Genomic DNA, 12,945 nt, shown 5'->3' on the forward strand with positions numbered 1-12,945 from the left:
GAAATGGTACCAGCATTTCCTGCGGGAATTACTTCGTTAACATTGAGATAATTATTAACTAATAATTGGGAGAGCAAATTTATGGAAAATTTTCTAATGTTTCTCAGGTGCAAACGTGAGAAATTGCAAAAATTATGGCTTATGTCGAAATGGACTTTTTTATTTGTTTTTCTAGGGATAATAAACACGCACGGAACGGTTTATTCCCAGAACGAGCAACAGGTTACAATCTCTATGAAGAATGCCTATTTGAAGGATATTTTATGGGCGATTCAGCGACAAACCACGTTTGTTTTCATGTATCACGAGGAAGATTTGGATAAGGTGGGAAAAGTGAATGTTGAGGCAAAAGCCTCAACGGTGGAAAAGATTTTGAGTGACTGTTTGAAAGGAACTGGCTTGACGTATGTTTTTCAAAATGAGGTGATCGTGCTGAAACCTTTGGATGATGAGAAGAAGAAAGAAATTCGAATTGCCGGTAAGGTGACGGACGAGGAAAAAGCTCCTTTGCCGGGGGTGACAATTATGGTAAAAGGAACGAATCTTGGAACTGCCACGAATGCGGAGGGACGTTACTCGTTGACACTGCCGGAGATGAAAGGAATTACCTTGCTTTTTTCTTTCGTGGGTATGGAACCCCGGGAGGTGAAGTATACCGGGAAGGATATCATTGACGTGGTGATGAGAGAAGACAAGGTGAAAATGGATGAGGTGGTTGTCACGGGATATATGAATGTGAGAAAGGAGAGTTTTACTGGAAATGCGACAACCGTGACGAGGGATCAGTTGATGAAAGTGAATAATAAAAATGTAATTGCAGCTTTACAGGCTTTCGATCCGTCGTTCCGGATTAAGGAAAATAATATTTGGGGATCGGACCCGAATGCCTTGCCGGAATTTAACATCCGGGGAGAGTCAAGTATTGCGGTAAATAAGGGATTGGATGTGGAACAACAGAGACGCAATCAAAGAACGAATCTGAAAGATAATCCCAATATGCCTGTATTTATTTTGGATGGTTTTGAGGTTTCTGTGGAGAAAATATATGACATGGATATGAACCGGATCGAGAGTATGACGATTCTTAAAGATGCGGCAGCCACGGCATTATATGGCTCTCGGGCAGCGAACGGGGTCGTGGTAGTGACCACTGTCGCACCGAAACCGGGTGAGATGCAGATTACTTATAATTTTACCGGGGGTGGGGATTTCCCGGATCTTTCTGATTATAATTTGTGTAATGCCTCCGAGATGCTTGAGGTTGAGCGGCGGGCCGGGTTGTACACCGACCCAAATTCTCAGGCTACGGCCGATATTGACTACAATGGACGGATGCAGCAAATACTGCGAGGGGTTGATACGTATTGGCTAGGCAAGCCTTTGCGTAACGTGTTTAATCATAAACATAGTTTAAATTTGCAAGGGGGAGAGGAAACCATCCGGTATAGTCTTGATTTGAACTATGATAGTAATAACGGGGTGATGAAGGGATCTTATCGTTCAAGGACGGGAGCGGGGTTGACTTTGGATTATCGTCCGAAACGTTGGTTGCAGATGATGAACTCGATAACCTATAACCGGACAAGTACGGAAGATTCTCCTTATGGAGCTTTCAGTACGTACGCCTCGATGAAACCTTATCTCCCAATTCATGATGAGAACGGGGATTTGTTACAAAATTTGAAGGCCGGAAGTTTTACGGCAGTAAATCCCTTGTACGCTGTTAAGTATTTAGGTAATTATAGTGGTAAAGGAAAGTCTGACGATATCACGAATAATTTGAATATCAATATGTATTTCTGGAATGACTTCCAGTTTAAGGGGCAATTCAGTATCACGAAAACGACAAGTAAGACGGAAACATTTAAAGACCCGAAAGATGCAATTTTTCAGCAAACGGGCATAACGGATGAACAGAAAGGGTCTCTTGACCGGACAACCGGAGACAGTTGGAGTTGGAATGTGAATGCGATGTTGTATTATAACAAAACGGTGGGAAAACATCATTTTATTAATGCAACATTGGGAATGAATGCGAAGGAGGCGGAAAGTGAAACAGTACAGGCAAAATTCGTTGGATTCGGTATTGGAGGGATGAATACTCCGATATTTGCGGCGGATCAACCCGATAAATCACAGGTGTCCGCTTCCAAAAGCCGGTTGATAGGTTTCTTGGGATCTGTAAATTATTCGTACGATGATATTTATCTGTTTGATGCCTCTTTCCGTTTTGATGCCTCGTCACAATTCGGTAAGGATAAACGTTGGGCTCCGTTCTGGTCTGTCGGGGGAGGAATAAATTTCCATAATTACAAATTTTTGAAAGATAATTGGTTGATTAGTACTTTGAAGATAAGAGCTACTTATGGAAGTACGGGTAATGTTAATTTCCCGATTAGCATGGCCACGACGACTTACCAGATAAATACGGATAGTTGGTTTTTCACGGGTGCGGGAGCGCAATTTAACACGTTGGGAAATCCTCGGTTGACGTGGGAGAAAACGAATACCGTGGATGCCGGTTTCACGATTGCTTTGTTGAATGATTTGATTTATCTGGATGCGTCTTATTATTGTAAAAAGACGGAAGATTTGATTGATGAGATCAGCGTGAGACATTCCTCTGGTTTTAAAACTTATAATATAAACTCCGGTGCGATTAAAAATGAAGGATTTGAGATTAGCATGAATACCACGGTATTTAGAAATAATGACTGGATGGTGACATTGAATGCAAATTTGGGAGCGAATAAGAATAAGATCACGAAATTAGGGGAAGAGACAAAAGCGTATAACGAGAAAATTCTAAATGAATGGAATCAAGGTGGTGGTCAATATAGTGATGTGTTGAGTAGTCCCGTTATCCTTTATTATGAAGGAGCCTCAACTTCCGCGATGTATGCGGTACGCTCAGAAGGCATTGATCCGGCAAATGGTAGGGAAAGATTCATCAAGAAGAACGGATTGCCGACGTATACTTGGGATGCAAATGACCAAGTTGTGGTGGGTGATAATAATCCGGATGCTCAAGGATCTGTTGGGTTGAACGTGGCTTATAAGGGGTTCTATCTGAATGCTTCATTCATGTATCAATGGGGGGCTCAATCTTATAATGAAACTTTATTGAATAAAGTTGAGAATGCGGATGTTCGGGGAAGTAACGTGGACCGGAGAGTGCTAACTCAACGTTGGATGAACCCGGGAGATATAGCTCCTTTCTACGATATGGGAAATCAGACTAAAACGCAGGTGACTACTCGGTTCGTGCAGGATTATGATTATTTTAATTTCAGCGGTCTTTCTTTGGGGTATGATTTTAGTCGGGAGTTAATCTCTAAATGGCGGTTAAGAAGTTTGGGCCTTCGCTTTAATATGAATGATATATGTCGTTGGTCGACGGTAAAAGAGGAAAGAGGAACAAGTTATCCTTTCTCTCGCAGTTTTAGTTTCACGTTGAATATAGGAATCTGATAAAAGGAATTATATGAAAAATTATGCAATAGTATTAGCGACAATTTTCATGTTGTTTTTTACCTCTTGCGAGAGCTGGCTGGATATTCAGCAAGAGGGGGAAGTTACTGTTGACCAGTTGTACAGTACGGGCGAAGGGTATCGAACGGCGTTGAACGGCGTGTATCAAGCTATGGGGCGTCCTGCGTTGTATGGGCGTGAATTTTCTTTCGGATTGGTGGATTGTATGTCTCAACAATACGATTTGGCAAACGAATCGTTTTCAACTGATTTATATATCAAGGCATCCGAGTTCAAGTACAATGATGTCAGTTTGGTTGATTTCATTGATAATATATGGACTTCAGGATTTAAGGTGATTGCTAATGCGAATGATTTAATCCAAAATATAGAAAAGGCAAGTCCTGAGCTGTTTGAAGAAGGAGAGTTAGAGCGGACCTTGATTATGGGTGAAGCTTATGCTTGCCGGGCATTGATGCATTTTGATTTGTTACGTTTGTTTGCTCCCGCTCTGATTAACGATGATCAGGGTACCTATGTGCCTTACGTGGATACTTATCCCAATATTTACGCTACCAGTATGCAGGTCACTCCTTTCTTGGATAAGGTCATTGCCGATTTGGTGAAGGCGAAAACTTTGGTTGCAGATTTCGATACAACTGCGGCGGGGATTATGGCTAGTAAGAATGGAACAGCACGTATGTCTAAAGCTAAGTATCTTGATGCTAAATTCGGGTATGGTGATTTTTTTGCGGGAAGAGGTTATCGGTTAAGTTATTATTCGATTACGGCTTTGTTGGCTAGGGTGTATCAATATGCCGGGAAAACGACTGATGCGTTAGCGTGCGCCAAAGAAGTTGTGGAGTTTGGAAAATCGTCCGGAACATTGTTTTACAAGGATGATTTCTCGGGTATTACAAATGTCGGGACGAACGTGGAGGCTTTTGAACAAAGGACGGATTTGAAATTGAAATCAAGTTTGATCTTCGCCGCTTACAATAAAAAAGCTTATAAGGAGAGCGAGATTCAACGTTATTTTAGATTGACGACGGTTGATGATAATGGCTCGCCCGTATCTCCTGATTATTTTAAGATCAAACAAGTGGAGTTGTTTAATAACCGGGGAGTGGAAGAGTGGCAAACGGATATTCGCTCAAAGAATTTGATTTTCATGCTACAAGATGTTTTGCCTATTTCCGGAAAGTGGTTTGTGAACTCCCGGAATCCGGAAGATAGCGAACATTTGAAGATCTCTCCGGTACTTCGATTAACGGAAATTCAATATATCATGGCCGAGTGTTATGCTCGTGAGGGGAATTATGGAGAGGCTTATCGTATTTTGAATGATGTGCGGGGAGCCCGTAATTTATCTCCATTGGCGGTTCAAGGTAGTTGGGAGGAATTCCAGACAGATCTAATCGGTGATGCTCGCAGGGAGTGGATCTCGGAAGGACAATTATTCTTTTTGTATAAGCGTCTTGATGCGGCATTTAACTTGAATGGTACGATGCACAAATTGTCAAGAGGAGAGGCTTCTTTGCCTTTACCTGTAGATCAGAAGTAGAGAATTAAGAATGTTGAAAAATGGAAGTTATGAAAATTCGTTTATTAGCTATATTGATTCCTTTGACGTGTATTTTTTTCGCTTGTAGTGAGAAAGATATAGAAACATTTCACGGGAGACATCAGATTTATTTTGATAAATTTTATATGAATGCTCTCTATCCGGGAACGGAGGAGGCGGATACCACTAGAACATCGTTCTTTTTCTACCCGGAGAACACGTCTTCGATAACGGTTCAATTGGTCGTAAATCTTTCCGGTCGATTGTTGGATGCAGACTTGAATTTTGGATTGAAATTGGTTGAAGAGGGAACAACTGCATTGCCGGGAGAATACAAACTGGAAGAATCTTATGTTTTTCATCGGAAACCAGTGGAAGAGGGGGCAAAAGAGATTAAGGATATGATAGAGTTGACATTAATTCACAGTGATCGACTGGCAGAATTGGGACCGGAAGGGGTACAGTTGGTTGTGGAATTGGTTCCGTCAACCGAGGTGGATTTGGGACAATACGAACGTCGTCGGGCGGTGATCGTTTGGAGTGAGGTCGAGGCGCAACCTGAGTGGTGGGATTATGAGGTACAATGGAGTTTGTTGGGGGATTATTCTTATGCCAAGTATAAGCTGTTCTTGCAGACGGTGGATACAAACGGGGAACTGAACGGAGAATTGATCAAGGAAAATCCGGCTCGGGCGATCGAATTGGTAACGGAATTTAAAGAATGGCTTTTGGATCATCTGGATGATCCGGATCGTGGAGACGAGTATCGTGAAATTCTGAGTACATTGAAAGTTTAATTGCTAATTAATTGGGATTATGAAATATAGTATTTGGTTTATCGGTTGTCTCGTTATCTTTTCCTTGATAGGATGTTTTGATGACAAGGGGACGTATGATTATAAGGATTTGAATGAACCGATCTGGAATACAGGTGATGGGGAACCTGTTATAAATGTGACCTGTCGAGCCGGGGAAGTGGCTAAATTCAGAGCCTCACCCTTTTTTGCTTGGAAAGGAGATTCCTTGAAACGAGCCGGAGAAGTGCGTTACGAGTGGAAATTGGATGGTGTGGTCATAGGTGAAGAAGCTGATTTCGATATTGATACCTATGAACTGATGGAAAAGATCGGTATGACCCAATTTTCTAAATCGGGTACAAATGGAACTTTTAGTATTATCGAAAAGGAATCCGGGATTGCTTATATGGTTCGGGCTTATATCACGATAAGTCCCACGAACACGAGTGGAGATTGGGCAATATTGTCTAAAAAAGGAGGGAATGCGAAGCTGTCTTACGTGAAATGTGCCAGAAATCAAGAAACTAGAAAACTTGAGTTCACGCTGTTGGAAGATTTATTTTTCGAAAATTATAATCAGGATATTCCGGGAACGCCTTTGGCATTGGCCATGAGTAATTACTCTACGAATATCGGTTCTTTAGGATCGGTTACGGTAATCACGGATCAAGTTGGTTACGAGTTTAATTGCGAGAATATGTTGAAAGTAAGTGAATTACAAGATGATTTTACCTCGCTACCCGCTAATTTTAAACCGATTGATCGCACGGATTGTTACGAGTCCATGACGACTTCAGGGGTACATAGTTTTATCGCAATGGAGGATGGCTCCTTGTATAGGCGACAAATGTCAATGAATAATTTGGGTGGAGATTTTATGTCTATTCCGCTTGCCGCTGATGAAAAGGGATATAAGATTACTAAATTTGGTCAACCTCGGTGGGGGTTTGGTAATGTTCCCTGTTACGATGAGGCCAATAATCGGATGTTGACAATCCTTTTTTATCGAAGTGGAGAACCGGGGCCTTTCCCCGGATTCCCGGGAGGAACCGAATATCAGTTATCTAAATTAGCGACAACGGAACCTGCGGCGGGTATGCCTACCGAGGGGTGGTGTCCGGTTTGGAGTTTCCCGGAAGGAATAGAGTTCTTGCATGCTTCTTATGCGGGTTCGGTTTCGGGAGGAGGCTGGTTTACTTACTATGATCAAATGAATGTTTTTTACAACGATAAGGATGGAAATACGCGTTGGGGAGTGTATACACTTGATCAGACAACCGGACAGACTGTCAATAATGCTGGAAATAAGGATGTGGCTTTCCCAGGAAATAAGTTGACTAAAGAGTCGGTTATTCTGACGAGTGGCAAGGTTAACGGAACCATGTTGAATTATATCTTATATTCTAATGGTAGTGAAATCAGGTATGTAAATAAACAGGAAAATCAAGATTATCCTTTTGTTACTCTGGAAGATGCCACGGATCGGGTAACGTATATGACTTATACTGTTTATCTCGATTACGAATATTTGATCGTGGGAACCGAGCAAGGGAAGTTACTGTTCTATAATGTGCAGGAGATGAAGGCGAATCCGGAATTACTTGAGGAGTTTGATCTGGGTGAAACAATCATTTCTGCGAAAGAATTAAGTAGTTATTCTTCAGGGGATCGTTATTAAGAAATTGAAAAGTAAATTATTGTATGGAAGAATCAATTGTTAAGGTGGAGCATCTATCTCATCGTTACAGCGTGCAATGGGCGATTCGGGATATTAATTTTGAAATTACAAAGAATGGTATTTATGGATTACTCGGCTCCAATGGAGCCGGGAAATCCACGACCATGAATATCATGTGCGGGGTGTTAAAACAGACAGAGGGGGATGTTTATATAAAGGGAATCAGTATCAGCAAGAATCCTGTTGAAGCGAAACGACATATCGGCTTTTTGCCGCAAGTGCCGCCGCTACATCTGGATTTGACCGTGGAGGAATATCTGGAGTATTGTGCGGAATTACGGCATATCCCGGATCGGGAAGTGAAGAAAGCGGTACAGGAAGTTATGGTACGTTGTGGCATTAGTCATTTTGCCAAGCGGGTGATTCATAATTTATCGGGTGGTTACCAACAACGTGTGGGGATAGCCCAAGCGATTATTCATAATCCGGAATTGGTGATTTTTGATGAGCCGACGAATGGTCTTGACCCGAATCAGATCGTGGAAATCCGTCACTTGATCAAGGAAATTGCGGAGGAACGAACCGTAATTCTTTCTACTCATATATTGACGGAGGTGCAGGCAACTTGCGACTATATCCGGATGATTGAACAAGGGAGTATGGTTTTTTCCGGAACTGTAGAAGAATTTGATAACTATATACAACCGAACACGCTGGTTGTTTCTTTGGGAACCGTTCCTTTGGTGGCGGATATTCAGGCCCTTCCGGGTGTGGTGCGTGTGGATGAATTGGGAGGTCCTAGATTCCGGATTCAATTCTCGGATGCACGTGAGGCTATAAATAGTATCGTGGAAGCCAGTTATACCCGGGGATGGCAATTGACAGAATTGCAACAGGAAAAGAGTTCGTTGGATACCATTTTTGCCGAGTTGTCCAAGAAATAGTATTAAATTTTATTTGCAGTAAAGATGAGAACGATATTTAAGATAGCGAAAACGGAATTGCGGGATTTATTTTACTCCCCGATTGCTTGGTTGATTTTGATTATATTCACGTTTCAAACCGGAATGTTGTTTTCCGGAACGATCTCGGAGATCGTGCGGTCGCAGAGTATGGGCGGGAAAGGGATGAATCTGACTTTGGCCATATTTGGCGGGCAAAGAGGATTGTTTGTGGCAGTACTGTCTTATCTGTATTTGTATATTCCTTTGTTGACAATGGGATTGATGAGTAGGGAGTTGGGCAGTGGTTCGATCAAGTTACTTTATTCCTCACCGATCACGAACGCACAGATTATTCTGGGTAAATATTGTGCCATGCTGGTGTATGGGTTGATTCTGGTCGGGGTGTTATTGGTTTATGCGATTTATGGAATATGCACAATCGAGAATGTGGACATTCCGGTTATTCTGGCTGGGCTTTTGGGTGTCTACCTGTTGTTGTGTGCCTACGTGGCGATCGGTCTGTTTATGTCTAGTTTGACTTCCTACCAGATCGTGGCGGCCGTGGGTACCTTAGCCGTGCTAGCTGTATTGACTTACGTGAAGGGTATGTGGCAATCAGTACCGTTTGTTCGGGAAATTACTTACTGGTTTGGACTGACAGGACGTACTGATAACTTTATGTTCGGAATGATTGCTAGTGAAGATGTGCTTTATTTCATGGTTGTCGTGATGCTCTTCCTGTTAATGACGATTATTCGTTTACAAGGGAGACGGCAAAAGGTAGGTTGGTTGATGTCTTTGGGTAAATATGCCGGAGTATGGGGATTGGCTGTTGTCTTGGCATTTATGTCTTCCCGGCCTGTTTTTAAATATTATTATGATGCGACTCACACGGAAGCAAACACGTTGACTCCTAACAGCCAAGAAATTATTAATCGATTGGACGGGGGATTGACGATCACGACTTATGTGAATATTTTGGATCAATATAACTGGCTGGGATTCCCGAAAAATTATAATGATGATATTCGTCGTTTTGAACAATATACCCGTTTTAAGCCAGAGATCAAAATGAAGTACGTGCTTTATTATGATACGGTTAAGAATGATTATCTGGAACGGGCATTCCCGGGGATGAGCTATGAGGAAAAGGCGAAGAAGGTGATAGAAATGGAGAAGTTGAACCCGAAAAAGATTTTGACCCCAGAACAAATTCGTGCGAAAATAGACTTGAGAACCACGGAAGGAAATCGCTGTGTACGTTTGTTGGAACGAGAATCCGGGGAAAAGACTTTCTTGAGATTGTACGATGATTATCAGATTTTCCCGTCAGAGTCAGAAATTACCGCTGCCTTGAAACGAATGGTGATGACGTTGCCTACTATCGGTTTCTTATCCGGTCACGGGGAACGGGAAACGGATCGTCCGGGAGATCGCAATTACTGTATGTTTACTCATTTGCCGATGATGAGACAGGCATTAGTAAATCAGGGATTTGATTATAAAGATGTCACGTTGGATAAAGAGATCCCGGCAGAGATTAATATTTTGGTTATAGCCGAAATGCGTGAGCCAATGACGGATGTGGAGAAAGTGAATTTTGATAAATATGTTGCCCGGGGAGGTAATTTGGTAATTATCGGGGAACCCGGACGTCAAGGTGTGATGGCTCCGGTGTTGGAACCGTTCGGGGTGAAACTGGTGGATGGATTTTTGATACAGCCGGAAAAACCGAAGGATCCGGAGCAAGAAAAAGAGGATAATCGCAATCTTGGACCGTTTGCCGGGTTTGTTGCCCCGAAGAATCCGATTGATTTAATTGTTTCGCAACCGACGAAAGAGGCTGAAGAATTGTCGTATGCTTTTGGTTTTATGAGACCTAATTACGTGGTTGTAATGCCAACTGCGACTGGGTTGGAATACACGACGGATAAAGGGTTTGACGTGATTCCGTTATTTATGTCGGATTCGACTTGCTGGAACGAGTTGGAAAACACGGAGATTGTTGATCAAGAAGTTGTCTTCAACCCGGAAGTCGGAGAGGTTCAGAAATCTTACCCGTTAGCTTTGGCGTTGTCTCGTAAGGTGGGAGAGCGGGAACAAAAAATTATGATTTTGGGGGATGCCGATTGTTTGAGTGATGGAGAGCTTACCCGGACTCGTACACCCTTATGGACAGCTAATTACGTGCTTATCCAAGGAGGTTTCTTCTGGCTTTCGGATGGAGAGGTGCCTATTGACGTGAGACGCCCGTATGCGATTGACCGTAAATTGTTTGTGGGGGAAACGGGAGCTGAGGTGCTTAATTATGCTTTACTTGGCGGTTTCCCGGGATTGCTGCTTTTCCTTTCCTTGTTTATCTGGTTAAGGAGAAGGGGACGATAGGAAATAAATTGTATGAATATACCGACCGGGAAATAATATTCCGGTCGGTATTTTTTTGTAGATGATCATAGGATGATTGGATCGATTTGTTTATTTATTTTCGAAAACCTATCTTTGTCAAAAATCCTATGGTAGTGAAAATGAATGGTACAGAGCAAGATTTTGTTCATCGTATAAATGTAAAGGAAGAGGCGGCTTTTCACGATTTATTCACGAGATTTCGAAATTATCTCGTGCTGTTTGCCATGCGGCGAATCGACCAGTTGGATGCGGCGGAGGATATCGTGCAGGAGACTTTTATTACCGTGTGGGAGAATAAAAAGATATATAATTCCTATCAAGGTTTGAAAGCGTATTTGTACGAGTTGGTACAGAATAAGTGTACCAATTACTTGAAACATAAACAGGTGGAGGATAGATATGTTTCTTACGTGAAAACCACGGGGGAGGAAACGGAAGGGGATTATAACTTGATGCAGGAAGAAATTTACCGGGAATTATATATGGCTGTCCGTGAGTTGCCGGAAAAGTGTCAGAGGGTTTTTGAATTGCACTTGGAAGGGAAAAAGAATGATGAGATTGCTGAAATACTGGGAATCTCCGTGTTGACCGTGAAGTCTCACAAGCAAAATGCGATTCATATTCTCAAAGAGAAAATGGGAAATCTCTTCCTTTTATACACCTATATCTACGAGGTGTAATTTTTTTTAAGAAAAATAATAGGTTTTTATTTGCTACTTTTTGATCCTTTTCTTGTATGTGATGTAAAATAAGGAAGACATCATGGATCTATACGATGAAAATATTGCCCAGTTAATACGACATTCCTTGACAGGAGAACTCTCCGAACAGGAACGGGGGAAGCTGGAGGCATGGTTGCTTGATTCGGAAGAGCATCAGGTACTTTTTGAAAAAATCAAGAAGGAAATTCGCATCTCTTCTGAAAGCTCTCTTTTTCGCTCCTTGAATGACGAGGTGGCTTGGCAAAAATTTAAAACTACTACCCGGGAAAGGAAAAGGCGTGTCTATGTCAGGAGAATTTTGACATATGCGGCGGTAATCGTGTTGCCGTTGGCGGTTGTTGCGGGCTTTTTGTTTTTGAATCGGGAAAAGGATATGCTTCCAATGGCACCTGAACGTGTGATCAGAATTACTCCCGGGGGGCCGAGGGCGGTATTGATCACGGCCGATCAAACCGTTCACGAGTTAAATGGCGTGCAGGGGCAGCGAGAGATAGAAGTGGAGAAAGGGGTGGTGATCAAACAAGGGGGAGCTAATTTGGAATATGATTCTTTAGGCGCTCCGGTGCAAGAAGTGACGTTAGCCATGAACACGTTAAAGATTCCTCGCGGGGGAGAATTTCGGTTAAAATTGTCGGATGGGACAAATGTCTACTTGAATTCTGCTTCGGAACTGAAATATCCGGTGCGCTTTGATGAAAAGGAGCGGAAGGTTTGTTTGTCGGGTGAGGCCTATTTTGAGGTGACGAAGGATTCGGATCGGCCTTTCTACGTGGTGACGGAGGAGGTACAGGTCCGCGTGTATGGGACGGAGTTTAACGTGAACACGCATCAACCGGGGAAAGTTCATACCGTGTTGGTTGACGGTAAGGTCGGGATCAAAAAAAGAGGAATGACCGGGGAGATTACGATGAAACCGGGGGAATTGGCTAGTTTTGACCGGAATGCGGGAACGTTCGAGGTGAAAGAAGTGGATGTGCGGCAGTACGTGGTTTGGAAAGACGGGTATTTTACTTTTGAGAACGAGAGTTTGGAACAGATTCTGAACACGCTTTCACTTTGGTATGATGTTGACGTGTTCTTTCAGTCGGAATCCGCTAAACAACTGGTATTTACCGGGTATATGAAACGGTATAATGATATATCTGAAATTCTGAATGCGATTACGGAGGTTGTAGGAGTAAACTTTACGATAAACGGAAAAACTATAATAGTATCTAAATAAAAAACGGAAAGGGTTGGAGCCTTCCCGTTGAACTTTAATGAGATCAATAGGTCGCTGTTGGAGAGTGACGTATTGAAAGTTTAACTGTTCTAATTTACAAATGTATGGAAAAAAAACAATTATGCCATCGATTTTATCGAG

8 protein-coding genes are annotated in these 12,945 nt (G+C 42.4%); all 8 read left to right on the forward strand.

Features of this window, described 5'->3' with window-relative positions; translation table 11 throughout:
• Nucleotides 1-141: 141 nt before the first annotated feature.
• The 8 genes from F1644_RS14065 (at nucleotide 142) to F1644_RS14100 (ending at nucleotide 12,804) form a co-directional block, all read left to right on the forward strand.
• Nucleotides 142-3,471 (forward strand): SusC/RagA family TonB-linked outer membrane protein, encoded by a 3,330-nt coding sequence (locus tag F1644_RS14065; RefSeq protein WP_229782387.1) that lies wholly within the window; start codon nucleotides 142-144, stop codon nucleotides 3,469-3,471.
• Nucleotides 3,472-3,484: 13 nt separating this feature from the next.
• On the forward strand, nucleotides 3,485-5,035 hold the full coding sequence (locus tag F1644_RS14070; protein ID WP_118303285.1) for a RagB/SusD family nutrient uptake outer membrane protein: 1,551 nt from the start codon (nucleotides 3,485-3,487) through the stop codon (nucleotides 5,033-5,035).
• A gap of 29 nt (nucleotides 5,036-5,064) precedes the next feature.
• Complete coding sequence (locus F1644_RS14075) at nucleotides 5,065-5,832, forward strand: DUF4843 domain-containing protein (RefSeq protein ID WP_158571796.1); 768 nt, start codon at nucleotides 5,065-5,067, stop codon at nucleotides 5,830-5,832.
• A gap of 19 nt (nucleotides 5,833-5,851) precedes the next feature.
• Nucleotides 5,852-7,510, forward strand: coding sequence for a PKD-like family lipoprotein (locus tag F1644_RS14080; protein ID WP_118303289.1), 1,659 nt, complete (start codon nucleotides 5,852-5,854; stop codon nucleotides 7,508-7,510).
• Between the two features lie 23 nt (nucleotides 7,511-7,533).
• A complete protein-coding gene (locus F1644_RS14085; protein WP_118303291.1) occupies nucleotides 7,534-8,454 on the forward strand; it encodes an ABC transporter ATP-binding protein in 921 nt (306 codons plus the stop codon).
• A 24-nt stretch (nucleotides 8,455-8,478) separates the two neighbouring features.
• Nucleotides 8,479-10,839, forward strand: a complete 2,361-nt coding sequence (locus F1644_RS14090) for a Gldg family protein (protein WP_118303293.1) — start codon at nucleotides 8,479-8,481, stop codon at nucleotides 10,837-10,839.
• 128 nt (nucleotides 10,840-10,967) lie between these two features.
• Nucleotides 10,968-11,540, forward strand: a complete 573-nt coding sequence (locus tag F1644_RS14095; protein WP_118303295.1) for an RNA polymerase sigma-70 factor — start codon at nucleotides 10,968-10,970, stop codon at nucleotides 11,538-11,540.
• An 82-nt stretch (nucleotides 11,541-11,622) separates the two neighbouring features.
• A complete protein-coding gene (locus F1644_RS14100) occupies nucleotides 11,623-12,804 on the forward strand; it encodes a FecR family protein (RefSeq protein WP_118303297.1) in 1,182 nt (393 codons plus the stop codon).
• Nucleotides 12,805-12,945 lie beyond the last annotated feature (141 nt).

Source organism: Butyricimonas paravirosa (assembly GCF_032878955.1).
GTDB classification, from domain to species: Bacteria; Bacteroidota; Bacteroidia; order Bacteroidales; family Marinifilaceae; genus Butyricimonas; species Butyricimonas paravirosa.

What these genes read in the sequence shown, in the direction of transcription:
- F1644_RS14065 (WP_229782387.1), top strand. Translation starts at nt 142, where the DNA reads ATGTCGAAATGGACTTTTTTATTTGTTTTTCTAGGGATAATAAACACG.
- F1644_RS14070 (WP_118303285.1), top strand. Translation starts at nt 3,485, where the DNA reads ATGAAAAATTATGCAATAGTATTAGCGACAATTTTCATGTTGTTTTTT.
- F1644_RS14075 (WP_158571796.1), top strand. Translation starts at nt 5,065, where the DNA reads ATGAAAATTCGTTTATTAGCTATATTGATTCCTTTGACGTGTATTTTT.
- F1644_RS14080 (WP_118303289.1), top strand. Translation starts at nt 5,852, where the DNA reads ATGAAATATAGTATTTGGTTTATCGGTTGTCTCGTTATCTTTTCCTTG.
- F1644_RS14085 (WP_118303291.1), top strand. Translation starts at nt 7,534, where the DNA reads ATGGAAGAATCAATTGTTAAGGTGGAGCATCTATCTCATCGTTACAGC.
- F1644_RS14090 (WP_118303293.1), top strand. Translation starts at nt 8,479, where the DNA reads ATGAGAACGATATTTAAGATAGCGAAAACGGAATTGCGGGATTTATTT.
- F1644_RS14095 (WP_118303295.1), top strand. Translation starts at nt 10,968, where the DNA reads ATGGTAGTGAAAATGAATGGTACAGAGCAAGATTTTGTTCATCGTATA.
- F1644_RS14100 (WP_118303297.1), top strand. Translation starts at nt 11,623, where the DNA reads ATGGATCTATACGATGAAAATATTGCCCAGTTAATACGACATTCCTTG.